At 43.7% G+C, this 24,122-nt stretch carries 20 protein-coding genes and 1 pseudogene; 15 read left to right on the forward strand and 6 right to left on the reverse strand.

Annotated features, from left to right (window positions below; genetic code table 11):
* Positions 1–975 (reverse strand): serine/threonine-protein kinase (locus F6K51_RS27410; RefSeq protein ID WP_293026081.1); only part of this gene is annotated, 975 nt, incomplete at its 3' end.
* Between the two features lie 743 nt (positions 976–1,718).
* Between F6K51_RS27410 and F6K51_RS27415 the strand changes: the two genes are divergently transcribed.
* The 5 genes from F6K51_RS27415 to F6K51_RS27435 all read left to right on the forward strand — a co-directional run bounded on the left by F6K51_RS27415 (position 1,719) and on the right by F6K51_RS27435 (position 7,516).
* Positions 1,719–2,171 (forward strand): helix-turn-helix domain-containing protein, encoded by a 453-nt coding sequence (locus F6K51_RS27415; RefSeq protein ID WP_293026083.1) that lies wholly within the window; start codon positions 1,719–1,721, stop codon positions 2,169–2,171.
* A 329-nt stretch (positions 2,172–2,500) separates the two neighbouring features.
* Positions 2,501–2,740 (forward strand): hypothetical protein, encoded by a 240-nt coding sequence (locus tag F6K51_RS27420; protein ID WP_293026085.1) that lies wholly within the window; start codon positions 2,501–2,503, stop codon positions 2,738–2,740.
* 237 nt (positions 2,741–2,977) lie between these two features.
* Positions 2,978–3,769 carry an ABC transporter permease gene (locus tag F6K51_RS27425; protein ID WP_365940271.1) on the forward strand — a complete coding sequence of 264 codons (792 nt, stop codon included), beginning with the start codon at positions 2,978–2,980 and terminating at the stop codon, positions 3,767–3,769.
* A gap of 186 nt (positions 3,770–3,955) precedes the next feature.
* Entirely contained in the window at positions 3,956–4,873 is a 918-nt protein-coding gene (locus F6K51_RS27430; RefSeq protein WP_293026087.1) for an ABC transporter ATP-binding protein, read from the forward strand.
* Between the two features lie 1,482 nt (positions 4,874–6,355).
* Entirely contained in the window at positions 6,356–7,516 is a 1,161-nt protein-coding gene (locus tag F6K51_RS27435) for an esterase-like activity of phytase family protein (protein ID WP_293026089.1), read from the forward strand.
* A 413-nt stretch (positions 7,517–7,929) separates the two neighbouring features.
* On the opposite strand, the gene F6K51_RS27440 is transcribed toward F6K51_RS27435, so the two are convergent.
* A complete protein-coding gene (locus F6K51_RS27440) occupies positions 7,930–9,150 on the reverse strand; it encodes a transposase (protein WP_293026116.1) in 1,221 nt (406 codons plus the stop codon).
* Between the two features lie 155 nt (positions 9,151–9,305).
* On the opposite strand from F6K51_RS27440, the gene F6K51_RS27445 reads away from it, so the two are divergent.
* Together F6K51_RS27445 and F6K51_RS27450 are read left to right on the forward strand one after the other, a co-directional pair.
* Complete coding sequence (locus F6K51_RS27445; protein WP_293026091.1) at positions 9,306–9,920, forward strand: chromophore lyase CpcT/CpeT; 615 nt, start codon at positions 9,306–9,308, stop codon at positions 9,918–9,920.
* 282 nt (positions 9,921–10,202) lie between these two features.
* The gene (locus F6K51_RS27450) at positions 10,203–11,336 is read left to right on the forward strand and encodes a glycosyltransferase family 1 protein (RefSeq protein WP_293026093.1); all 1,134 of its coding nucleotides are present in this window, start codon (positions 10,203–10,205) and stop codon (positions 11,334–11,336) included.
* Positions 11,337–11,433: 97 nt separating this feature from the next.
* On the opposite strand, the pseudogene F6K51_RS27455 reads toward F6K51_RS27450, so the two are convergent.
* Positions 11,434–11,820: pseudogene (locus F6K51_RS27455) on the reverse strand (transposase); the annotation flags it as partial.
* A 476-nt stretch (positions 11,821–12,296) separates the two neighbouring features.
* On the opposite strand from F6K51_RS27455, the gene F6K51_RS27460 reads away from it, so the two are divergent.
* Positions 12,297–14,864, forward strand: a complete 2,568-nt coding sequence (locus F6K51_RS27460) for a GAF domain-containing protein (RefSeq protein WP_293026095.1) — start codon at positions 12,297–12,299, stop codon at positions 14,862–14,864.
* Between the two features lie 20 nt (positions 14,865–14,884).
* On the opposite strand, the gene F6K51_RS27465 is transcribed toward F6K51_RS27460, so the two are convergent.
* Positions 14,885–15,106 carry a hypothetical protein gene (locus F6K51_RS27465; RefSeq protein ID WP_293026097.1) on the reverse strand — a complete coding sequence of 74 codons (222 nt, stop codon included), beginning with the start codon at positions 15,104–15,106 and terminating at the stop codon, positions 14,885–14,887.
* Between the two features lie 282 nt (positions 15,107–15,388).
* On the opposite strand from F6K51_RS27465, the gene purC reads away from it, so the two are divergent.
* The 5 genes from purC (at position 15,389) to lpxA (ending at position 21,818) form a co-directional block, all read left to right on the forward strand.
* Positions 15,389–16,117 carry a phosphoribosylaminoimidazolesuccinocarboxamide synthase gene (gene purC / locus F6K51_RS27470; RefSeq protein ID WP_293026099.1) on the forward strand — a complete coding sequence of 243 codons (729 nt, stop codon included), beginning with the start codon at positions 15,389–15,391 and terminating at the stop codon, positions 16,115–16,117.
* A 325-nt stretch (positions 16,118–16,442) separates the two neighbouring features.
* Complete coding sequence (locus F6K51_RS27475; protein ID WP_293026117.1) at positions 16,443–18,905, forward strand: BamA/TamA family outer membrane protein; 2,463 nt, start codon at positions 16,443–16,445, stop codon at positions 18,903–18,905.
* Positions 18,906–19,047: 142 nt separating this feature from the next.
* Positions 19,048–20,046 carry a UDP-3-O-acyl-N-acetylglucosamine deacetylase gene (locus F6K51_RS27480; protein ID WP_293026101.1) on the forward strand — a complete coding sequence of 333 codons (999 nt, stop codon included), beginning with the start codon at positions 19,048–19,050 and terminating at the stop codon, positions 20,044–20,046.
* Positions 20,047–20,064: 18 nt separating this feature from the next.
* Positions 20,065–20,577, forward strand: coding sequence for a 3-hydroxyacyl-ACP dehydratase FabZ (gene fabZ, locus F6K51_RS27485; RefSeq protein WP_293026103.1), 513 nt, complete (start codon positions 20,065–20,067; stop codon positions 20,575–20,577).
* Between the two features lie 446 nt (positions 20,578–21,023).
* Positions 21,024–21,818, forward strand: a complete 795-nt coding sequence (gene lpxA / locus F6K51_RS27490; RefSeq protein WP_293026105.1) for an acyl-ACP--UDP-N-acetylglucosamine O-acyltransferase — start codon at positions 21,024–21,026, stop codon at positions 21,816–21,818.
* Between the two features lie 101 nt (positions 21,819–21,919).
* Here the strand turns inward: lpxA and F6K51_RS27495 are convergent, their stop codons facing one another.
* A complete protein-coding gene (locus F6K51_RS27495) occupies positions 21,920–22,885 on the reverse strand; it encodes a hypothetical protein (RefSeq protein ID WP_293026107.1) in 966 nt (321 codons plus the stop codon).
* Positions 22,886–23,135: 250 nt separating this feature from the next.
* On the reverse strand, positions 23,136–23,300 hold the full coding sequence (locus F6K51_RS27500; RefSeq protein WP_293026109.1) for a hypothetical protein: 165 nt from the start codon (positions 23,298–23,300) through the stop codon (positions 23,136–23,138).
* Positions 23,301–23,400: 100 nt separating this feature from the next.
* Here F6K51_RS27500 and F6K51_RS27505 point away from each other — a divergent pair, with 100 nt between their 5' ends.
* Entirely contained in the window at positions 23,401–23,748 is a 348-nt protein-coding gene (locus F6K51_RS27505; RefSeq protein ID WP_293026111.1) for a transposase family protein, read from the forward strand.
* Positions 23,749–23,835: 87 nt separating this feature from the next.
* Complete coding sequence (locus F6K51_RS27510; protein WP_293026113.1) at positions 23,836–23,982, forward strand: hypothetical protein; 147 nt, start codon at positions 23,836–23,838, stop codon at positions 23,980–23,982.
* Positions 23,983–24,122 lie beyond the last annotated feature (140 nt).

Here is a 24,122-nt window from a genome sequence, read left to right on the forward strand (position 1 = left end):
TAAAAAATTTAGAAAGGACTCGTGATACTTAGAGGTTGATTTAGAGGGATTAGCCGGGGGCGCAGACTGAAGCTCCAACACCTCCAAGACTTGGTCTACAGATTGATAACGGTGCTGATAGCTTTCTGGGAGCAGCCGATCCATTATCCACCACAATTGTTCACTCACCGGTTGCTTTAAATGCTTTCGCCAACTATTTACCCAGCGATAGCCTTGTTTCTTCCACAAATCCCAAGGATGAACATTAGTAAGCAAATGAAAGCAGGTCGTGCCCAAACTGTATAAATCACTAGCAGCATAGGCTTTACCTCCCTCCATTTGTTCCATAGGCACATAGCCAAAGGAACCGATAGTGGTGCCAGTGATATTAGCCATGACCGTAGCCCTCAATTGCTTGGCTATCCCAAAATCGATTAATACTAGCTCAGTCTTTTTTTCATATCCTTGAGCCGAAGCAGGACGGCGAATGATATTACCTGGTTTAATATCTCGGTGAATCACCTTCTGTTGATGGACAAACTTGAGAATAGTTAGCAATTCAAATAAAACATCCCTAATCTTGTCTTCACTGAACGGTCCTGCTTCTGCCAACTCTTGCTCTAAGGTTTTCCCCTCGATATACTCTTGGAGCAAATATAAGCGCTGATCTTCTTCAAAGTAAGCTAGCAAGGTAGGGATTTGGGGATGTTGTCCCAGCCTTTGCAATTGTTTGGCCTCTTGCTCAAATAATTCTCGTGCCTTCTTGAGTGCCTTCGTTCCCTCAATTTGGGGCGCTAGCTGCTTAATCACACAGTGTTCATCCAATTTGTCCCTATCTTCTGCCAAATAGGTTTTGGAAAAGCCCCCATCTCCGAGGGGTCGAATCGGAAGATAGCGGTTTTTCAGGAGTACTAGTTTGTTACCACAGCTTTGGCAAAACTGGTTATCATCCGGATTAATGGGATTCTGGCAATCGGGATTAAGACAGCAGATCATACTGGCAGGTCATCAGGGAATTTGGGTATGACTAGGCCATTAAGAGGGTAGTTTTTTCCTGTTGATTGTCCTCTTAAGAGGGAGCATGTCACAGTTAAATGACATACGGTAGTAATTACGGTAGAAATTCCCTGGTATCAGGATGGTTTAAGTAGATGCTAGTGGTAGATGCTAGCTCTAGATGCTAGCTCTAGATGCTAACCCTGGCTGTTGGCTAATCAGCTAAAGTAGCCGCGAAAGCTTTTCGGTTTCCGAGAGATTTGGCTAATTTGATTAAGTGATGGAATTAAGGATTTGAGCTGTTTAGCAATCCTTATGATTAAGGGTGCTGGTTAATTTACTTTCAATAAATGATTTTAGCAGAATTTTAGCAAACGCGATCGCAATCTGGTTAACCCGTTACAGGTTATTGGTTACAGGTTACAGGTGACCCGGTTACAGGTTACAGGTTAGGCGGTTATTAAACCTTGGCCTTTCGGCCACGCTACGCGAACAACCTTGGCCTTTCGGCCACGCTACGCGAACAACCTTGGCCTTTCGGCCACGCTACGCGAACAACTTTCAACCTATTTTTAGGTTACAGGTAACCCGGTTATTAAACCTTGGCCTTTCGGCCACGCTACGCGAACAACCTTCAACACTATTGAAACAACTGGACACGATATCACTTCTTTAAGGGAAGTTGTTATTTGGTCAATTTTTATTATATACTAGTATCGGAATAGTTATTTCAAGTCTCCTCAATGAGTAAGCACGTTGGTACTACTGAAGCCGCATCTCTGTTAGGTATTTCTTCTCGGCGATTGCGCCAACTCCTAGAGAAGGGTCGGGTTCGGGGTGCCTATAAAAGTGGGAAATTCTGGATTATTCCTCTGTTCAACGATTTGCCACAAATCACGAAAGGTACCCGTGGACCAAAAGGCAAATGGCGTACTACTCGTCCTCCTGCTTTGGCTAAGATTAATGTCAACCGCAATCGCATTGGCTCCAATAACCACAAAAGCCCTGAAGACCGGCTGCCAGTGATTTCAGTAAAACGAAGCGGCAACAATCTATACGGCAATCAGATCGAAATCATTGGTCCGTGTCGGATTGTCTATCAGCCAGATAATCCACTCGATTGTGGAGCTCGTTTATGGATCGAAACCTTCAGTGATGTCCACTTCATCGGTGGCAGTTTCCCTGCTACTAGCTGATACTGTTTAATCCCAGTCAACAGTAATTTTTCAAAAACAACTAGGAACTATACTTTGTCAAGAAAGTCATGGATTCATAGTGGGTACGGCTAACGGCTGATACCTTAATGCTTACCATGATGGTTCATTATGCCTAGGTATAAAATAACGACGCTACCAGATATAGCGCTACGCGCAAGTCAGAAGTTAGAAGTCAGAAGTCAGAAGTAAGCTATGACTATATTTCGGAGTTTAGGAATGTCCTAATCTAAATGCGTAGTGTTATATAATCTGATCTATCATTCTGTTATCCGATCTATTACTTGCGATCTATTATTTCTGAAACTACCATGAGAGCATCTAATCGAATTCCCCTAGTTTTGTTTCTACTGCGCCTCAGTGTTTTTATAGTAATGCTGATGTGGACAATCGATAAATTCGTGCGTCCTGAACATGCAGCTGCGGTCTATGAAAACTTTTACTTTATTAGTGGACTCGGTAACAGCATTTTTATTCTTATTGGCGCTATCCAGCTAGTAATCATCCTAGGATTTTTACTCTTAGTGGAAAAAACGATGGACTTATGGTAGCGTATTAGTATTTCATGGGATATAAACTATCTCATCCTATCAGCAATATCTAAGCCTATTTACTGATACTAATTTGCTATTTTTTGCCGCTTGGCAAATGTTAGCAGCTTGTTTTGCCCTTTATTATCTTAGAGACCTGGATACCTTGTTTGTTATCAATAGACGATAGGTAATCTAAACACAAAAATATGGGGTTAAAGTTGAAAGTTGAAAGTAGTAATAATTACCACATGATAAATGGCACACAGGATAATTATAAAATATTGGCGGGAAACCTGTGCTGTAGCACAGCGAATCTTGATTGAACTATGGCGAAGGCAGCGTAGCCTATTATTTTGGAGTATTTTTCCAATTACTGTGCTATTTCTCAACGGTTTGATTATGGCAGAACAGGCTGAGCTATCAACCGCAGAAGCATTTCAACGGGCTGCCCCAACTACTCTTGTGGGTGCTGCTTTGTTTTTTAGCTGCTTGGGGGGTAGCGTGGCAACAGTAGTCTCAGAACGAGAACAGCACATGCTCAAGCGTTTATTTATCTCTCCATTAGGCGGCATATCCTATTTCTTAGGAATTTTTTTGGCTCACAGCTGCATTGGTACAGGTCAAGGCTTAGTGGTTTATACCATAGCAGCATTTTTGGGGGCAAGGTTTCAAGGTTCCGTGTTGCTAGGGGTATTGATTATTTTCCTGAGTATTATTGCTTATGTGGGAGTGGGATTTTTTCTGGGAACTCAATTAGCGCGGCGGACTGAGGACGTTAATGCCTTAGTGGGAACCTTCGGTGTACCTCTATTAATTTTGGGGGGTGCGTTTTTACCAACTGCTTTGTTTCCGGAACAGTTACTGGAAATCGCTAAGTTTAACCCAATTTATCATATGAACGAAGCCTTGCTGGGAGTATGGGCTGATGGGAAGGGTTTGGTGGAAATCGAGTCTCATTTCTGGTTTTTGTTTGGCTTTGCCTCAGTGATGGTGATAGTCGGATGGTTGTCATACCAGGGGATGGTTCGGGTAGAGAGAAGATTGTGATTACCCACGGAATTTTTGTGCAGGGTAACCTAGTTTAAACCATTGAAGAATGAGGAGGTTTGCACAAAAAAATAAACTCAAGTATAGTCGGGTCAGTTATCTATTAGCTAGTACTCCTATAAAATCATCCGATTATCGTAAAAAAAGTCTGATTAAATTGCCTTAGTATTGCTCAAGGTTTAACTAGTGCTAAATATCCATAAATTAAGTAAGTCTTACGGTAATCGAAACGTTCTGCGGGATTTAAGCCTAAATATTCCAGCAGGAGAAATATATGGTTTACTCGGACCCAATGGTGCGGGTAAGACAACTACTATCAATATCATCTGTAACTTACTACGAGCGGATAGTGGTGCGATCGCAATCAATAACCAACCAGTGTCCGAGGCAACGAAAAAGCTGATTGGGGTTGCCCCCCAAGACAATTTACTGTATCAAACCCTTAGTTGTCAAGAAAACTTGTATTTTTTTGCTCGTCTGTATGGGTTAGATGGTCAGCAGTGCTCTAAACAAGTTTACGCTGCCCTTGCTGCTGTAAATTTATTAGAGCGGGCAAAAAGTCCAGTGGAAACCCTCAGTGGTGGAATGCAGCGACGGATGAATATTGCTGTTGCTCTAGTGCATCAGCCGAAATTACTTATTTTAGATGAGCCTACAACAGGCTTAGATATTGAAGCCCGATATGAAATTTGGGACTTGATTCGACGTCTTCAGGGCCAGGGAATTACTATTTTGCTGACGACTCATTCCCTTGATGAAGCAGAACGTCTTTGCCACAGAATTGGCATTCTTAAACAGGGACGGATTGTGGCAGAGGGGAGTTTGCTTGAGTTACGGCAAAAGATTCCCGCTCAAGAAATTGTGGTAGTAGACACCCCTCAAGAAGAACAAGCGATCGCTCGTGCCCAGGAATTAGGCTTTACTCATCGCCGCTATGGAAATGATTTAGCCTTTTGGCTACCAGAGTCTTTAGACCTGAAGGATATTATTGCTTGTTTTGATGGGATTCCCCTCGATTCCATTGCTCGTCAGCCAGTGCGGCTGGAGTATGTCTATGTAGAGGTTACATCAAATCTGGGAAACAAGTTAGTGGTTAGTCGTTAGTGAGAGTGTGTTGATCTCTACTAACTACTGTAGGGGCGAACAGCTGTTCGCCTCTACTAACCACCAACAAAAAACAACAAACTGGACATTCTGGGTGATTAACGATAACAATCTACAAACCATTCCCTCTGCAATTCTAAGTAAATTCCTCAAGGTTAATCAACCTGTTAGGGTTAATCAATGTTTTGTCTTCACAGGGATATTATAACCCTTTTTTTCAGGATTTGTCACGATTTCCAGATATCAAGGCAGAGCCTTAAGCTGGTCTTCATTTAAATTCCATGCTTCTGATAGCAGGGGAGCATCAATCCTCCCTAACCCCCCTTAGTAAGCCAGGGCTGTTTCATTGTCGGACTAAAATGTGATTGGTGGGGAGATAGGGAGATAGGGAGATAGGGAGATAGCGGTGTGGCGAATTTAATAATTAGATGCGGAAAGCGCACCTTAGGTATTTTTAACCTTAAAAATACCCTCTCCCCAGCACCCCACTTCCCTTGAAGTTACAGTAGTTGAGGGTAGCCTTTATGGTCGGCAGGTTATGGGCAACAGGTTTAAGCTTTTGGTAAGCATTCAGCTAATAGCTATCAGCTATCAGCTAATGCGCTACGCGCACGCTACTTGAGGTGCTATTAGCTTTGGGCCAAGACTCACGCTACGGGAATGGCTCAGGGCTGACCGCTGACCGCTGATGGCTGAATGCTTACAGTTTTTGTAATAAGGCTACCCTCTTCAAGGTTTCATCCCTTTCACGCCTATTGACCTGAGAATTTATCCCAAAGAATGAAACAGCCCTGCCCTTAGTAAGGGAGGAATGGTAGCAGGGGAGAGGGTTTGATGGTTTTTTGCTAACTGAATAATATCCAATTTAAATGCGCAACAGCTTAACTTCAAAATGCCTAAAAAAAAATTGGTATGATGTTTTGCCAAGGTTTGTTTTGGATTTGGTTCCAATCTGGTGAATAGTTTTTGTATGTTTGTAATAGACATGTCGTAAACTAGTCAAATTATTGCCAATTGTTCGGTCATTATGATTTTATATCAAGTCCGGTTCAATACCCATAATAAAAGTGTATCGAAGGCAGATTGCAGAAGGCATAAGGGTGCATTTAAATGCATTAAATTAGGCAAAATTATCATAATAATATCATACTTTTCACACTTCTACAACTTCCGAAACTTCCCACAATTACCTTCTTTTTAACAAATATGATATGCACCATGAGCGACTGCATCAAGAGACAGGGTAGTAATTTTTATGGAGAGATGTTAAGCTATCCAAGACTCGTTTTGTAAACTGTTTTAAAAACATGACGCGATCATAATTTAATTTTTAAATAGCACCAATAGGTAGACAGCTTAGTACTTTTTTTTAGACATAATTTATAACAATCAACACTTCTGGTCGAAGCAAGTAATAATACAAGTAAGTTAAGGTACTGCTCAACTGACCTAATGTTAAGAAAACCTAAAAAAATATCAACGATGCTATGGGTTGTGGTAATAATATTCCTGGGTAGCCTGACCACTACCTGTAGCTTTTTACCAGCCATCACAGCAGAGGAACGCACCTTCCTCAACCTTTCCGTGAACTTCTTAGGGGAGTATCAACTCCCCCAAACGAAGTTCAAAAATACAGTAGTGGGAGGGTTGTCAGGATTGACCTATGATCGGGAACGCGATCGCTTTTTAGCGGTTTCTGATGATCGTTCTCGATTAGCTCCAGCTCGATTCTACACCCTAAAACTAACTTTCAATCCCACCGATACAGGAAACATAGGGATTGAAAACGTAGAAGTGGAAGATGTCACTTTTCTTAAAGATAAAAATGGAGAAACCTTTGTAAGGGGTACCCTGGATCCAGAAGGGATTGCTTGGTCTGGAAAAGATTCTGTATTTATCTCTAGTGAAGGGGCTACTAATCAAGGCATTGCTCCATTCATTCGGCAGTTTGATATAGTAACAGGACAACAGTTGCAAAATTTAAAAATTCCCCAGCGTTATCTACCGAATGACACTGACCTAGAAACAGTCAGTAATGGTATCCAGGATAACTTAGGCTTTGAGGCATTGACCTTAGAACCGATCAGCCTAGCTGCAGCAAGTGGGCAAGAGTCATTTCGCTTATTTAGTGCCAGTGAGTACTCCCTACACCAAGACCAGCCAGAAGCAGATACCGAACAAGCAGCGGGAATTCGTTGGTTGCACTATTTGATTGGAGACGTTACTCCTCCAATGCTGGTTAGTGAACATCTTTACTTACTCGAGCCAGACCCCCCTAACACCCTTTCTCACGGTTTGACTGAGTTATTAGCAGTGGATACCGCAGGACATTTTCTGAGTTTGGAGCGTACCTATGGTTTCTTTGGATTTAGTGCCAAACTTTATCAAGTGGTGATGGGTGGAGCAACTGATACAACCAAAATTGCTACTCTCAAGGGTAATGTTTCCAAGATTAAGCCACTGCAAAAAAAGTTGTTGTTGGATTTGAGTGAATTGGGGATTTACTTAGATAATTTAGAGGGAATGACCCTTGGTCCGCGCTTGAGTGATGGCACTCAGAGTTTAATTTTGGTGAGTGATAACAATTTTAGTGAGGCTCAGGTGACACAGTTTCTGTTGTTTGGGATTAAAGGTTTTAAATAGCCCAAAGGTAAGCTATCAGCTATCAGCTAATGCGCACGCTACTTGAGGTGCTATAGCACTACGCATTAAAGTTAGGACATTGATACAAGCTGAAAACCTCTTGTAGTAAACTTTAGCATGCATGCCTCTTGCCTCTGACCGCTGTTCGCGTAGCGTGAGCTAAAAGCTCACGGCTGAATGCTTACGCCCAAAAAAACCAGAGGTATTCCCAAGCTCTCGCCAGTAAGCTATCAGCTATAGCGCTGGGCACAGGAAATACGGAATAGGGAACTTTGGATCAGGGTCATGATGGGTGCTTGTCAACTAAAGGTTTTAGCCATTGGTCTTGATGCAGAACCCAAACCATAAGCGACTGAATCAAGACCATGTATTTTGACATCCTCCCCGGCATGAAAGCACGGGGATTCCAAACATCACTGTTTGGGCTTCCTCTTTCGACGAGCTGACTTACTTAATTGAGTTTCCCCTTTTAAGCAGAGATCAATCTCTCCAGAGGCGTTGATTTCCGTCTGCCCGACGGTATTTGAAAGCTGTTTCAGTGCAGATTTAAGAATATTTATTGCAGCGTTTTTATCACGATCTGCCCTATAGCAACAATGGGGACATCGATGAGTTCGAGTGCTGAGAGTTTTGACAACTTTCTCACCACAATTTGAGCAATCGGTAGAAGTATATGCCGGATCAACGGCAATCACTGGCACTCCATAAACTCTCCCAAAATACTCTAACCATTCTCTAAACTTGTACCAGGCTGCATCATTAATCGATTTGGCTAGTTTGTGGTTCTTAACCAAGTTCTTAATCCGTAGGTTTTCAATGGCAACCAAGTCGTTAGACTGGATGACGTGTTGAGCTAATTTACAAACCCAATCGTTACGTCTGCGTGAAACCTTAAGATGGGCTCTACCTAATCTATTTATGGCTTTTTTGCGGTTTTGACTTCCCTTTTGGGTTCTTGATAAACGACGTTGCAATTTCTTGATTTTGGCTTCATCTTTTCTCAAAAACCGAGGGTTATCTATCTGTTCACCAGAACAATCAGTGTAGAAAAAGTTAAGTCCAACATCTAGTCCTGTCTGCTTTCCTGTGAGTTCTTTATTCTCCTCTCTAGTATGGTCTATCAGAAACTGGGCATAGTATCCGTCATGCCTTCTAATCACTCTTACTCGTTTAATTTGTTTGAGTTGATAGAAATGTAGGTCACGACTCCCCCAGAGTTTGAATTTACCCGCTTGAAACTTATCAGAAAATGTTAAATAACGTCTATCTTCCGAAAGTTTCCACCCTGTTGTTTTGTATTCAACAGATGCTCGAATTTGGGACTTTTTAAACCGAGGAAAACCTTTCTTCCCAGGAACTTTCTGCCTGCAATTGCGATAGAACCGTTCAATTGATGCCCAAGCTCTTTCTGCGTGTGCCTGTCGAGCCATTGAGTTTAATCGACTGACCCAGGGGAATTCTGGATTGTCCGACAACACCTTACAGTAGCTATAGGCATCGTTGCGGTTTTTAACATCACCATCCATCCATGCTCTGATAATGCTGTTACGAACAAAACGACCAGTACGGATGGCTTCATCTAGCCTCCTATACTGGGCTTGTGTTCCTTGCAGTTTCATCTCGTAGACGATCATGTTTATCGTGATTGACAACGATAAACTTATGATAGCATAAGTTGACCGTCCTTCTAGGACGGGGCTAATGACCCGCTTTTTTCGGTAAAGATACCAACTACATCGAACACTACTTCATCCGAAGTTCCCTGATTCTAAGTTCAACACTTCTGGTAATGACTCATTCTACGGATATCGCTACTTTAGCTCGCTGGATGGCAGCTGATTTTAGTAACCAAGAGCAGGCGTTTGAGAATCCACCATTGTATGCTCACATCCGCGTCTGCATGCGTCCTCTACCTTGGTCAGTGCTAGATGGATGTAGCTTGTTCCTTGAGCAAGCCTATGACTATATGCTCAACACCCCCTACCGAGTGCGGGTACTAAAGATTGTTGAGCTAGACGGGCAAATCAAAATCGAAAATTACAAGGTTCAGGATGAAAAACTATTATACGGAGCTTCCCGTGATTTAGAACGTCTAAAATCCCTGAGTGCCCAACAGCTAGAGAAGCTTCCTGGTTGCACGTTCAATGTTACCTGGACTGGTCACAGCTTCAAAGCCGAAGTAGAACCAGGTAAAGCTTGCTTGGTGGTGCGCAATAACAAAGAAACCTATCTCGATAGTAGCTTTGAAGTAATGGAAGAAACATTGATTAGTCTTGACAGGGGACGTGACCCCGAAACCGATGAACTAATTTGGGGTTCGATTGCTGGAGCATTTCATTTTGCACCTAGGACTAGCTTCGCGTCAGAAGTGCTGATCCCAACTCCAGAATTGACTGAACTATAGAATTAACTCTTACCGTGGCGGTTTGACTTCAAAAAAGGTTCCATACTAACTGCCTGCAAATATTATAGCGAAACCGATCACCTTAGGGTTAAGGGCTTGGTGGAATCCATTAACACCATGACCAATGTTCTAATACCTATAAACTAATCTCATGCCCAACAAGTCCCCCAAACCTGATACATTTAGCGAGTAAGGTCACGCAAGTTGGATCAACGGACTATAAACTACTAATAACTAATGACTAATCAATAATAACTAATGACTAATCAATAATCACTAATTATGCGAATTGCTTTTTTTACTGAAACATTTCTACCCAAAGTTGATGGCATCGTGACCCGGTTGCGCCACACAGTGGAACATTTGCAGCGTAACGGTGACCAAGTGCTAGTTATATGCCCAGAAGGGGGACTCAAAGCCTACAAAGGAGCCAAAATTTACGGTGTTTCTGGCTTTCCCCTACCCTTGTATCCCGAATTAAAGCTAGCCCTGCCACGACCCTCTATTGGTGGGGTATTAGAAGAGTTTCAACCAGATTTGATCCATGTTGTAAACCCAGCAGTATTAGGGTTGGGAGGTCTGTATTATGCCAAGGTGATGAATATTCCCTTGGTTGCCTCCTACCACACCCATTTACCTCAGTACCTCCAGCACTACGGATTGGGTATGCTCGAAGGAGTTATGTGGGAGTTAATTAAGGTTAGTCACAATCAAGCTGAGCTGAATTTGTGTACCTCTAATGCTATGGTACAGGAATTAAGAGACCATGGTGTTGAGCGAGTAGACTTGTGGCAGCGAGGTGTGGATACGGAAACGTTCCAACCAGAGTTAGCTTCATCCCAAATGCGATCGCATCTTTCCCAAGGAAATCCAGACAGCCCCATACTCCTTTATGTAGGGCGTCTTTCGGCTGAAAAAGAAATTGAGCGGATCAAGCTAGTGCTAGAAGCAATTCCCAACGCTTGCCTAGCATTAGTAGGAGATGGACCCCACCGTAAGGAACTAGAAGCACACTTTGCTGGAACCCCGACTCATTTCGTAGGTTACCTTACCGGTACAACCCTCGGCTCTGCCTTTGCCTCTGCTGATGCATTTATCTTTCCTTCTCGGACAGAAACCTTAGGACTAGTCTTACTAGAAGCGATGGCAGCAGGTTGTCCCGTGGTAGCAGCCAACTCTGGAGGGATTCCAGATATTGTCACCGATGGGATGAATGGGTATTTATACGATCCAGCAGATGAGCAAGGAGCGATCGCAGCAACCCAGCGTCTCTTAGCACAACAGCAGGAACGGGAAACTCTGCGCCGCAATGCTAGAGCAGAAGCTGAACGCTGGAGTTGGTCAGCTGCTACACGCCAATTGCAACGTTACTACCAGGCAATCGTGTTTTCCGAATCCATGTCTTCCGCTGCTTGACATACTCCCCCGTTAAATCGGAGATGATAACGGGGGATTCTCACAATATGTGATTCAAGGTTCAATCAGACAACTTCTTGAATTAGGTTTCCCTTCATCAACAGCGGTCGAACTCACGCCTGGGCATTTCCGTATTAACAGCAGTTTCCCTATGCCCTAGGGTACTGTTGTATTCAACACCTAAAACCTCTAATCCCCGCTTCAAAATGTTGAGAGCTGCGTTGGGATCACGACAGATTTATAGATGACAACGAGGACATTTATGAGTCCGGGTGCTGAGGGATTTTTTTACCCGATAACCACAGTTAGAACAATCGGCAGATGTGAAGTGGGGGTTGACCGATATCACAGTTTTATCCCAGATTTTTCCAAAGTATTCTAACCATTGGGTGAATTGATACCAACCTGCATCAGAAATCGACTTAGCCAAATGATGATTCTTGACCATGTTTTGTATCTTCAGATCTTCATAGACAACCACATCCTCCTCCCGACATTGAGGTAAGCATCCCAAAGGTCTGACACCAGTAGCGGTTTTAGGTGTTAGGTGTGAAGTTTTAATCACCTAAGGCCTAATTAAGCCTGCCTAATTCAAGGGTTTATGCCTAGTCATAGGGAACATGTCAAGGAAGGGTTTGAGGGTCTCAGGGGGCGTAATGGGGTTGAGCTTACTGACTTTATTGCAAAATCTTATCGAAAACTTAACTATTGTAATTGTACAATCCTTAACAGTTTTAGGGAAACCTATAGTCTAGAAAGTACCCCCTAGGGTACTAATTTTTACTGGAGAGATATGTCAAACTTGTAATCAGGATCGGGATATCCTCAGATCTACTTATAACCAGGGTGTCAATTCATGTTTTTGAAGTCAAAGACGCTAGAAGACTTATCAACGCAGCAATTCTTATCTGCCCAGTTGACTTGCCCTCACGCGCCTCCAAAGGCAGGAGCAGACAAAGTATGACAAGACGGAACACCAGTAGTGTTACCGCTACACTATCTCAGTTAACTCAACCCTCACAAACCAGCAATCTGATTGATCGCATCAAAACCCTATCCATTCCTCAATTTAGCTGCTGGTTAGATTTCTTTGCTGCTGATTTCCAACAGTTTCTAGGAGCGATCGCACTGATCAACAATGAGGCTCTGGAAACTCGGCTAGAGCAGGTGATAGAGGCTTTAACCCTAAAAGTTGGTCAAGTCCTACAGGCAGACCAAGCCACTATTTTCATGGTTGACACCGACACAGGTCAACTATGGGCAAACATTCCCCAACGTCACACGAACAAAACAATAGAACGCCGCATTCCCCACAATCAGGGTGTTGTCGGTCATGTTGCTGCCACTGGCAAGTCTTTCAATACGTCAGTTGCTTACCATCATCCCCTATTTAACCCAGAATTTGACGAAATCCCTGGCTATCGTACCCAAAGCCTCCTGTGTATGCCAATTTTTAATAGCAATAACCAGGTGGTTGCTGTTATAAATTTTTTCAATAAAACTGGCGGTGTGCCGTTCGACAGTACCGACGAAAAGCAATTTCAGGACTTTGCCGACGACCTTGGCATCATCCTCGAAGCCTGCCAATCATTTCAACAGGCAGCTCGCAACCAACGGGGAGTGATTGCTCTGCTCAAGGCAACTGAGTCTCTGGGAAAGAGCCTTAAGCTCGAAGAAACCCTAGGTGTAGTTATGGAGCAGGCTCGGGATCTCATGCAAGCAGACCGCTCCACCCTATTTTTGCTATGCCAAGATCGCAAAGAACTTTGGAGTAAGGTAGCTACAGCGGATGGACAAAACACTATAGAAATAAGAATACCAGCCAACCGAGGTATTGCTGGTTATGTAGCATCCACTGGTGAGCCACTCAATATTCCAGATGCCTATAAAGACGAGCGTTTTGACCCGAACACTGACAAACAAACCGGTTATCGCACCCAAAGTATCCTTTGTATGCCGGTATTTAACTCCAAAAATATATTAATCGGTGTGACTCAGTTAATCAACAAGCACCAAGGATACTTTACCAGCTCTGATCAAGAGTTTATGCGGGCGTTTAATATTCAGGCAGGCATAGCTCTGGAAAATGCCCAACTGTTTGAAAGCGTCCTGATTGAAAAGCAATATCAGCAAGATATCCTGCAAAGTTTAACCGACGCAGTGATTTCCACTGACATGCAGGGACGAATTGTGATGATTAATGATGCAGCTATCAAGTTTCTAGATGGTCCTAATCGTAGAAAAGGCAGTCCCGATTGGAAATTCTGGCAGTCTAAGCTCACTGGTCGATACATCTGGGATGTAGTGCCGATTGAAAATCTCCAGTGGCGTTGGCAAGATAGCTTGGCTACGGGGACTCGGCATTATATGCCAGAGCAAACTCTGAAGATTGGTATCTATAAACCTGCTCAAGGGGATTCACAAGGGTCACCATCCATGGTTCTGGCAATGCCAAAGTGGGATGACCCGAATGTTTATGTACCCTGGAATGAAACACCCCAGACGGAATCTTCATCTACTTATTATTTGTCAAAATACCAAGTTCAGGAAATTGAACGCAGTCTGAACCTAAGCGTCAATCCTTTGCTCAACCCAGAGGGAAGTGTGCGAGGTGGGTTGGTGGTTTTAGAAGATATGACTCGTGAGAAGCGTATGAAGACAGCCATGTATCGCTACATGACTCCACGGGTTGCTGATCAAGTCTTAGCCCTCGGGGAAGATACCTTAATGCAGGGCAAGAAGCAAGAAGTAACTATTCTATTTTCTGATATCCGGGGCTACACAAACCTCACAGAACATCTCGGAGCAACAGAGGTGGTATCGTTGCTCAACAAGTATTTTGAAACCATGGTAGAGGCTGTATTCAATCACGATGGCACCTTGGACAAGTTTATTGGAGATGCCTTGATGGCCGTGTTTGGAGCACCTTTACCCCTGCAAAATCATGCTTGGAAGGCTGTCAAATCAGCTCTAGATATGCGCTCACGCTTAGCAAAATTTAATTCCAATCGCAGCCGTAATAACCAACCCGAAATCCGGATTGGGATGGGAATTAGTTCTGGAGAAGTGGTTTCCGGCAATATCGGCTCCCAAAAACGGATGGACTATACGGTTATTGGAGATGGGGTGAATCTAAGTGCTCGCCTCGAAAGCGTTACCAAAGAGTATGGCTGCGACATTATCTTGAGTGAGTATACCTATAACTTGTGCCGCGATCGCATTGTGGTGCGGGAGTTAGATCAAATCCGGGTCAAAGGTAAAAACCAAGCCGTTAGGATTTATGAATTAATTGGCAAAACCGACGTATCCCTTAGCGATAACAGAAAACGGTTCTTGGATTTGTATCAAGCAGGGCGTAATGCTTACATCAAACGAGACTTTCAACAGGCACTCAAGTATTTTACTGATGCACTAGAAATACAACCAAATGACCGGCCTGTCAAGCTCCATATTAACCGAGCTAAAAACTATTGTGATCATCCTCCTGATGATTCCTGGGATGGAGTTTACACGATGACCACTAAGTAAAGAATGACGTATTTCATCTTTTATATACCCAGGCTCTTTTTGCTTTGTTTCAACTCTTTCCAGAGTTGTTTAATCTGCTGGTAAGCCTCTTTTGGAGGCAGCTTACCAGCAGTTTCCAGATTACAGATGTAGCTGACTCTTTGAGCAAATTCCTGTAAATTAGCGTTAAAAACCACGTTTTCTGGCTTGAACTGACCGTGATAGGGACTGCGAGGATGTAAAAAATCAGATGGATCTACCATAGCTATTGCCTGTACCAGACCTTCTTAACCTAACCTTAACTTAACTGATTAAATTATAACTCACGCTCCGCCAAATTTCTGATTTTATGTGATTGTCAAGATGTATAGCAATCCTAAATCAGTTATCAAACATGAAAAATCTGAAATCATTGCTGGGCTTGCCTTAAGGGCGATTAGGCGCAGCCGACGCGATCGCGTTCGCTTTGGCCACTATATTTTACGAATCATTTAGGGCTGGTATATCTGTCAATATATTGTCAGTCAACCATCATCTTACTGATTATGTCCCCTGATCAAAAACTCTACGAAGGTAAAGCGAAAATCTTATATACTACCGATGACCCAGAGATTCTACTGACTTACTTTAAAGATGATGCCACTGCCTTTAATGCCCAAAAGCGAGGTCAGATTTCTGGGAAGGGTGAGATTAATTGTGCGATCGCATCTCATTTGTTCAAAGTCCTAGAAGAGAAGGCAATTGCTACGCACTTCATTGACCGTCCTACTCCCAACCAAATGTTGGTCAAACAGGTAAAAATTCTGCCCTTGGAGGTGGTAGTCAGGAACATTGCTGCTGGTAGTCTATGTCAACAAACTGGAATACCAGAGGGTCGGGTACTCCCGAAGCCCTTAGTGGAATTTTATTTGAAGAATGACGACTTAGGAGATCCCTTGTTAACACGCGATCGCTTACTACTGCTGGAACTAGCAACGCCTGAGCAGTTGAACCAACTGATTGAGCAAGCGTTGCGAATTAACCAAATTCTCACTGACTTCTTCTATCAGTGTGGCATTACTCTAGTAGACTTCAAGTTGGAGTTTGGTCTAACCCCGTCTGAAGAACTACTATTAGCCGATGAAATCAGTCCTGATACCTGCCGCCTTTGGAACCAAGCCGAAACTGATCCGGAGCGTCGAGTGATGGACAAAGACCGATTTCGTAAGGACTTGGGAAATGTAGAACAAGCCTATCAGCAAGTGCTACAAAAAATTCTTGAGAGCAAACTCTAATCAGCCTCTGACTAGACCTCACAGGGTAAAAACAAGTGACGGGATTGATGCCATCGTTAACCCGTAACCCAAAAAAATTCAGCACATTGGTAAAAATAACCACAGACGAACGAAAATAGACAACAGGCATGCGCATTGCTTGCTTAGGTCAAGTGTTCAGTCATGGTACTGTGGCTGACAACTAATAACTAATATAATAGTTGCTCCTATGGCACTGGAGTTGTTAGCCCTCCGTCAACCAGTAATCAATGGCTTACTGAGAGTTTACCAATGACCAATGACCCAATAGGAATGGTGTGTGGAAGTGTCAAAAACAAATAACACAATGCGTTTATCTCCTTTGTTAGCAGCAATGATCGCTGCTACTGCCAGTATTGGTTTATCCAAACCAACCCGTGGGGAAACCGTTCAGTCCCTACCGGATGCACCCCAACAGGATTCCAGTGGCGTAAAAACACCATTACAAGCAGTTCCTGAAACAATTGCTGTGCAGGCAAAACCAACGACTACCTCGGTGATTCACTCTTCCCCGACCCAGGTAGCAGTACCCACCAAGAGTGTTGTGCAGTCTGTGCCTACCACTCTTGGTGGGTCGAATTCTTCACCAACCCAGGTGGCAGTACCCACTAAACCAACTAAACTAGTGGTTCCGGTAGATTCAACAGCCGCAGAGTTACCCTCCTTTAGTCCAAACCCACGTCAACCATCACCGGATAGCATAGAAGGGAGTGCTCAACTAACACCTGCTTTTGGGATAGATCAACCGTCCCAACTCCCCGAAAGCACTCAACTGGAGCCCCCTTCAACTCAACCTCCTTTATCAATCGATAGCATCGAAGGGAGTGCTCAACTAACACCTCCTTTTGGGACAGATCAACTGTCGCAACTTCCGGAACCCACTCAACTGGAGCCCCCCTCAAGTCAACCTCCTTCTGACTCCTCAGAAGTACGAGTACTGGTAGCAGAAGTCTTGATTACTGGCGCACCTCCCCAACTGGAAGAGGAAATTTATCGGGTGATTAAAACCCGACCAGGACGAGCAACCACCCGCTCTCAGCTTCAGGAAGATGTGAATGCTATCTTTGCCACAGGTTTCTTTTCCAGTGTGGATGTGCAGCCAGAAGATACTCCCTTGGGAGTTAGGATTAGCTTTATTGTCAGAGCTAACCCAGTACTGCGCCAGGTTGCAGTCAAAACAGAACCCCCAGGGGAAGGGCAACGGATCGTAAACCAGGAAAAAATTAATGAAATCTTCAGTGAGCAATATGGCTCAATCCTGAATCTGCGAGACCTGCAAGAGGGAATCAAAAAATTAAACGATTGGTATAAAAAAGAAGGTTATGACCTAGCTCAAGTGATTGATGCTGAGCAAGTCACACCGGATGGCACAGTCACCTTGGTCGTGGCAGAAGGGGTGATTGAAGCTGTCAAGGTGCGTTTTCTCGATGAAGATGGTAACCCGATTGTAGATGAAAATGGCAACCCACTTCCATCAATGACTGACCAGGAAGAACCGGTTGGGGGTAATACTCGCCCCTTTATTATTACCCGGGAGGTGGAGTTAAAATCCGGTAGTGTATTTAACCGGAAGAAAGCCCAAAGGGACCTACAGCGAGTTTTTGGTTTAGGGATTTTCGATGATGTACGCTTTTCCTTTGAACCCGGTACTGACCCACGCCAGGTGGTGATAGTAGTAGATGTGATTGAGAAGAGTAGTGGCTCGATTGCGGCTGGTGCAGGTCTGAGTTCTGCCAGTGGTTTTTTTGGTACCGTGAGCTATCAACAGCAAAATCTAGGGGGTAATAATCAGACCTTAGGGGGAGAATTTCAGCTGGGAACCCGAGAGCTATTGTTCGATTTGAGCTTTACAGACCCTTGGATTGCAGGAGACCCCTTCCGCACTTCTTACACGGTCAATGCTTTCCGACGGCGCTCGATTTCCTTGGTCTTTAATGGAGGCAGCGGTGAGAATAATATTAAAGTTCCTAATGATGATGATGATGGAGACCGCCCCCGGATTGTGCGCACTGGTGGTGGAGTGACTTTTCGCCGTCCTTTATCGCAAGATGTATTTAAACGGTCAGAATGGACAGCATCCCTAGGCTTGAAATATCAACATGTTGCCATTGAAGATAGTGATGGGGATGTTAGACCTGAATCTACAGATGGAGAACTGTTGAGCTTTAGTGACAGTGGTGAAGATGACCTAACTACTGTCCAGTTAGGGGCAGTGCGGGATTTACGCAATAGTACAACCCAACCTACTAACGGTTCCCTACTCAGGTTGGGCATGGAACAATCTATTCCTATTGGTAGTGGCAGCATCTTAATGAATCGGTTAAGAGGTAGCTATAGTTTCTATATCCCTGTGGAATTCACCAACTTTACCGAAGGACCTCAGGCTCTTGCCTTTAACATTCAAGGGGGCACTATCTTGGGGGATTTACCTCCCTATGAAGCTTTTATTGTTGGTGGTAGTAACTCCGTGCGGGGGTTTGCTGAGGGAGACCTAGCATCAGGACGTAGCTACCTTCAGGCTACTGCAGAATATCGCTTCCCAATTTTCTCAGTCATAGGGGGTGCTCTATTTGTTGACGCTGGCACTGACCTTGGTTCTGCTGGTTCTGTTCCTGGTGAACCCGGTGAGCAGAGAGATTTACCCGGTACTGGTCTCGGTTACGGTCTTGGGGTTAGAGTGCAGTCACCACTTGGTCCGATTCGGGTAGACTTTGGTTTGAATACCGAAGGGGACAGTCGTCTTCACTTTGGTATTGGAGAGAAGTTTTAATTGTTAATTGTGAATTGTTAGTGGTTAATTGTGAATTGTTAGTGGTTAATTGTGAATTGTTAATTGGGATTTGTGATTGGTTAATTTCAATTTTCAATTTTCAATTTTCCAGCATTTATTGATAGAAACTTGACCAAAAAACATGTCTTCAGTATATTACACCTTGGCTGGTATGTTTGAACGCTCTGGTGTCGGACTGCACAGCGGTATTTCAACCTACGTAAGGGTACTACCAGCAGCTGCGGGAGTTGGGCGATATTTTGTGCGGGTTGACCTACCAGGTAAACCGGTTATTCCAGCAAACATAGATGCAGTTTCAGGTACCACACTGTCTACGGAACTCTCCACATCAACCCAGTATGGAAACGCTACCGTTCGTACGGTGGAACACCTTTTAGCTGCACTGGCTGGTAGTGGTGTGGATAATGCTCAAATTGAGATTGATGGTCCAGAAGTGCCTCTTTTAGATGGTTCGGCGAAGGTTTGGCTGGAAGCTATCCAGGAGGTGGGAGTAGTAGCAGCAGGGGTTCAAGGCATCGACGGTAAACCATACGATAGTTTTACCCCCGGACAAGTTCGAGGTACCCTAACACCCCCTCACCTCCTAACTGCCTCAGGAAGAACACCTATTCCTTTTGTATTAAACGAGCCAGTCTCGGTTTATCACGGAGATGCCTTTGTAACGGCTCTACCAGCACCCAAAACTCGATTGACCTATGGCATTGACTTTGCGTTACCAGCTATTGGTAAACAATGGTATAGTTGGACTCCAGAACAGGACAATTTTGCTGATGCGATCGCACCAGCTCGTACCTTTGGCTTGGCTGATCAAATTGACCAGCTGCGCGATCGCGGTTTAATTAAAGGTGGTAGCTTGGACAATGCTCTGGTTTGTGGTCAACAGGGATGGGTTAATCCCCCCTTACGATTTTCAAATGAGCCAGTGCGTCATAAACTTTTAGACTTAGTAGGGGATTTGAGTTTATTAGGACGTTTTCCTGTCGCTCACATCCTGGCCTATAAAGCTAGCCACCATCTCCATGTCCAACTTGCCAAAAAGCTGGCTGAACGCATGGGTTGCAAGTTAAATACAAAGAAGGTTGAACCTTTAAAAATTAGTAAACAAACCTGCAATCTGTAATTATATTAAAGTACGCTTATGTCCACACTGACTGATGTTAACACGCCAAATAACTCTACCGGAAGTACCCAGGAGCTCAATGATGACTCATCGACTAAAACAGTTCTAACCGTCGAAGACATTCATAAACTACTCCCCCATCGGTATCCTTTCGCATTAGTTGATCGGATTATTGACTATGTTCCAGGTAAACGAGCTGTAGGTATCAAGAATGTTACCTTCAATGAACCTTTTTTTCAAGGACATTTTCCTGGAAGACCGTTGATGCCTGGGGTGATGATAGTCGAAGCTATGGCTCAGGTTGGGGGGATTGTATTAACCCAAATGCCCGATAGTCCTGATGGATTATTCGTATTTGCAGGGATTGACAAAGTTCGTTTTCGGCGTCCCGTAGTGCCAGGAGATCAACTGGTGATGACTGCGGAACTGTTGTCCATCAAGCGCCGTCGTTTTGGTAAGATGCACTCAGTTGCAACTGTTGATGGTAAGAAAGCAGCAGAAGGCGAACTTATGTTTTCTATAGTGGATTAAAACATAATTAGTAAGAGCAAAGGAAAGTTATTGGGTTGTTCACCTTTGCCCCTCGGTTTAGGATAGGTTATTTGGTTGTTCGCGTAGCGTGCGCGTAGCGCATAAGTTATTTAGTTGTTTATTTAGTTGTTTGCCTTTGGCCTTCGGTTCAGGGTAGGTTATTTTGTTGAAATACTTGGCTTTGGAGGTTAAACGTTAATGTTCTATTTTAGCACTAAAACCTGGAACACTAAACATTAACCCTTAAACCGGCAACAGTCAACCTTAATCTTTCAACCTGCAACCTTAAAGCTGCAACCTGCAACCTTTAACCTTTAACCTGCAACCTGCAACCTGCAACCTGCAACCTGCAACCTGCAACCTTAAAGCTGCAACCTGCAACCTGCAACCTGCAACCTTTAACCTGCCAGTATTGTTAGTCATTGGTCACTTTGGTGTTTGGAAAATTGGCAACACTTATTCATCCTACTGCTGTTATCCATCCTGGTGCTGAACTACACCCGACAGTTCAGATTGGTGCCTACGCGGTGATCGAAGATAATGTGAAAGTTGGCCCAGAAACAACCATTGGTGCCCATGTGGTTCTTTCTGGACCAATGGAGATCGGAGCCAGGAATCAAATCTTTCCAGGAGCAGTACTGGGTTCGGAACCCCAAGACCTTAAGTATGATGGTGCTCCTAGCTGGGTGAGAATTGGTGATAATAATCTAATTCGAGAGTACGTCACCATTAACCGAGCCACCGGGGCGGGAGAAGCAACCGTAATTGGCAATGGCAATATGCTAATGGCTTATAGTCATGTTGCTCACAATTGCGTGATTGAAGATTCTGTAATTATCGCTAATGGCACTGCTATAGCAGGTCATGTTTATATTGAGTCCCAGGTGAGAATTAGTGGGGTCTTGGGGATTCATCAATTTGTCCACATTGGACGTCTAGCTATGGTGGGTGGGATGAGTCGCATTGACCGGGATGTTCCACCCTATATGCTAGTTGAGGGGAATCCATCCCGAGTGCGATCGCTTAACTTAATCGGTCTTAAACGGGCTGGACTGACAACCGGTGAGATTAGACAGCTAAAAAATGTCTTCCGGAAGCTCTATCTTTCAGGAGAACCGTTCACTCAAGCCCTCCAAACCCTGGAATTGCCACCAGATAATCCACATGTGCAGCACCTGCATCAGTTTTTGCAGTTGTCTCTAATGGAAGGTCGTCGGGGTTTAATTCCTGGTCGTCGCTGAAAAGGGTAAAGGTTTTTAAGGTTTATTTCAAATTCCTTTCACCTTTAACCTTTACCCTTTCCTAGCCGATTTTAGGGATTATTAATTAAGAAAACAGGAGATTAAAGCACAAAATCTGCCTCTGTAATGTCACCAGAATCTACACCAGTCAAGACAGCTAATGGTTGATTATTTATGGTGGTGATTATGGTATCGTCATTTTGTTCAAAAATCGAAATCTGACCAAAGGTCAGACCATCTAACTGCAACAGATCTTCGCCATCGGTAAAGTCAGTGATGGTGAGTTTGCCTACTGTTGACAAGACAAAGGTATCTTGCCCACTGCCACCAGTTAAAATGTCATCTCCTGGGCCACCGATCAGGGTATCGTCATCATCTCCGCCTTCGAGGGTATCCTGACCATTGCCACCTTTGAGGGTGTCATGACCGTCCCCTCCAAACAGTTGATCGTCACCGTCTCCACCGTCGAGGTAGTCTTCCCCAACAAAGCCTCGAAGAGTATCTTGACTGTTAAGCCCTTTGATAATATCGTCACCTCCGCCACCTTCAAGGATGTCATTGTTGGAAGTACCGATTAGAGTAACACCAGCTTCCTCGAAGCTAAGGTTGTCAAGGGCGAAGCGGAAAGCAGCGGCATCATTGAAATCGATCACAACCCGGTCTATTGGTGTATCACTATCAGAAAGGGAGAACAGAGCCTCGGTAAAGCTTGGCTGTGAACTAGTATCGACTGCGATCGTATTTACCAATGTGGAGCCATCATCAAACAGTTCCACTGTAAAACCAGGTGTGAGAGTAGCAAAGGTACTCAGCGCCACCCCAAACTCAAGGTCGGAAACCGGTGCAGCAAAGTCAAGGGTTAGGATTCCGGCGGCATTACCTTCCAGACTCGGATCCTGTACAAAGGAAATTGAGCCTGGACCGGAGGAAGCATAATTGGCATCCGTTGAATCTACCCCACCTACTTTGAAATCAAATGTGACCCCCATGAAACTCAGGTCATCAACGGGTTGAAAGGGCAGTTCATCGAAGGTCAGAACTGTTGTGTTAGTGGAATTAGTAGACATGTTTATTTCCCCTAAAAAATAATTAATTTTTCATTGCACCCTATAGTATGAAGATTGTGATTTTACCTTGATGTAATTAGCGCAAATCACTAATGGTTTTCTTCATTTGTTTTTATTTTGCTTTATTGTGAGTTTAAAATTATGAAATTTGGATGAATTAAATAAATATTTTTAATGAATATTATGTGAATTTATAAAAAAAATTGGTAAGCATTCAGCTATCGTAAGTATTCAGCTATCAGCTATCAGCTTAAATTTCCGTTCCCGTAGCGTGACCAACGGCCAATCCATCCACTTGTGTACAAGCCGGTCTACCATCTCCCCATCTCCCCATTCCCCTCCTGGGAGGGGTTAGGGGTGGGTCCCCATCTCCCCATCTCCCCATTCCCCTCCTGGGAGTCCAGGGCTGTTTCATTATAGAGTAAAAAGCTGTATAGTGAAGCAATAGCCCTAAAATTGGGCTAATTTCCTTTATATGCCATGCATCATGGAGAAAAGCTTAATCGACGTTTCTTTTGGAAATACCTGATCATCGCAGTCCTCATGGTCTTCGTCATCCTCTGTGGTTGGTGCTTCTAATCATAATTATGGGGATGATGAGTGGTTATTGGGGTTATCGACAATTGGGTAGATTTGTGGAACGCCACCGCACAGAATTAATTAGTAGACTTAAAATTCCTTGTGCTCGTGTTCCTTCTTATTCAGCGATCAGAAGAGTCATGATTAATTTAGATTACGAAGAACTCCAATTTGTGTTTAATCAATGGAGTAAACAATATAGTCTGATTCCCTCTTCAGAATGGATATCCCTAGATGGTAAGAGTCTAAAAAATACTGTAACTAACTACGATCGCGTAGCGTGACCAAAGGTCAATCATGCTCAACAAAACTTTATCAACTGTGTTTCAGCTTTTTCTCATCAAAGAGGATTAGTTTTAGGGCTAAAAATTATGGAAAACAAACAGGAAAGCGAAATAACCGTGGTTCGAGACTTAATTGAGTTATTAGATTTAACCGGTGTCGTATTTACATTTGATGCTCTTCATTGTCAAAAAAAACTCTGGCAGCCATTGTCGATTCAGGGAATGATTATCTAGTTAAAGTAAAAAGAAATCAACCCGGAGACGAAACCTTAAAATAAGGCAGCCTTAATCATAAAGTTTTAACCCTTTTACCCATAGCCGACCAACCATAAAGGCTGCCTTATTTTTGCGGTAACTTCTGACCAAATTATATC

Origin of the sequence: Moorena sp. SIO3I8 (assembly GCF_010692325.1) — a bacterium.
Lineage (GTDB): Bacteria > Cyanobacteriota > Cyanobacteriia > Cyanobacteriales > Coleofasciculaceae > Moorena.

Bases quoted from the DNA above. Each gene is read 5' to 3' on its own strand.
- F6K51_RS27510 (WP_293026113.1), top strand. From the start codon at position 23,836: ATGGAAAACAAACAGGAAAGCGAAATAACCGTGGTTCGAGACTTAATT.
- F6K51_RS27480 (WP_293026101.1), top strand. From the start codon at position 19,048: ATGTCTTCAGTATATTACACCTTGGCTGGTATGTTTGAACGCTCTGGT.
- F6K51_RS27460 (WP_293026095.1), top strand. From the start codon at position 12,297: ATGACAAGACGGAACACCAGTAGTGTTACCGCTACACTATCTCAGTTA.
- F6K51_RS27445 (WP_293026091.1), top strand. From the start codon at position 9,306: ATGACTCATTCTACGGATATCGCTACTTTAGCTCGCTGGATGGCAGCT.
- F6K51_RS27435 (WP_293026089.1), top strand. From the start codon at position 6,356: ATGCTATGGGTTGTGGTAATAATATTCCTGGGTAGCCTGACCACTACC.
- F6K51_RS27440 (WP_293026116.1), bottom strand. From the start codon at position 9,150: ATGATCGTCTACGAGATGAAACTGCAAGGAACACAAGCCCAGTATAGG.
- purC (WP_293026099.1), top strand. From the start codon at position 15,389: ATGTCCCCTGATCAAAAACTCTACGAAGGTAAAGCGAAAATCTTATAT.
- fabZ (WP_293026103.1), top strand. From the start codon at position 20,065: ATGTCCACACTGACTGATGTTAACACGCCAAATAACTCTACCGGAAGT.
- F6K51_RS27465 (WP_293026097.1), bottom strand. From the start codon at position 15,106: ATGGTAGATCCATCTGATTTTTTACATCCTCGCAGTCCCTATCACGGT.
- F6K51_RS27420 (WP_293026085.1), top strand. From the start codon at position 2,501: ATGAGAGCATCTAATCGAATTCCCCTAGTTTTGTTTCTACTGCGCCTC.
- F6K51_RS27500 (WP_293026109.1), bottom strand. From the start codon at position 23,300: ATGAAACAGCCCTGGACTCCCAGGAGGGGAATGGGGAGATGGGGAGAT.
- F6K51_RS27425 (WP_365940271.1), top strand. From the start codon at position 2,978: ATGGCACACAGGATAATTATAAAATATTGGCGGGAAACCTGTGCTGTA.
- F6K51_RS27450 (WP_293026093.1), top strand. From the start codon at position 10,203: ATGCGAATTGCTTTTTTTACTGAAACATTTCTACCCAAAGTTGATGGC.
- F6K51_RS27475 (WP_293026117.1), top strand. From the start codon at position 16,443: ATGCGTTTATCTCCTTTGTTAGCAGCAATGATCGCTGCTACTGCCAGT.
- F6K51_RS27415 (WP_293026083.1), top strand. From the start codon at position 1,719: ATGAGTAAGCACGTTGGTACTACTGAAGCCGCATCTCTGTTAGGTATT.
- F6K51_RS27495 (WP_293026107.1), bottom strand. From the start codon at position 22,885: ATGTCTACTAATTCCACTAACACAACAGTTCTGACCTTCGATGAACTG.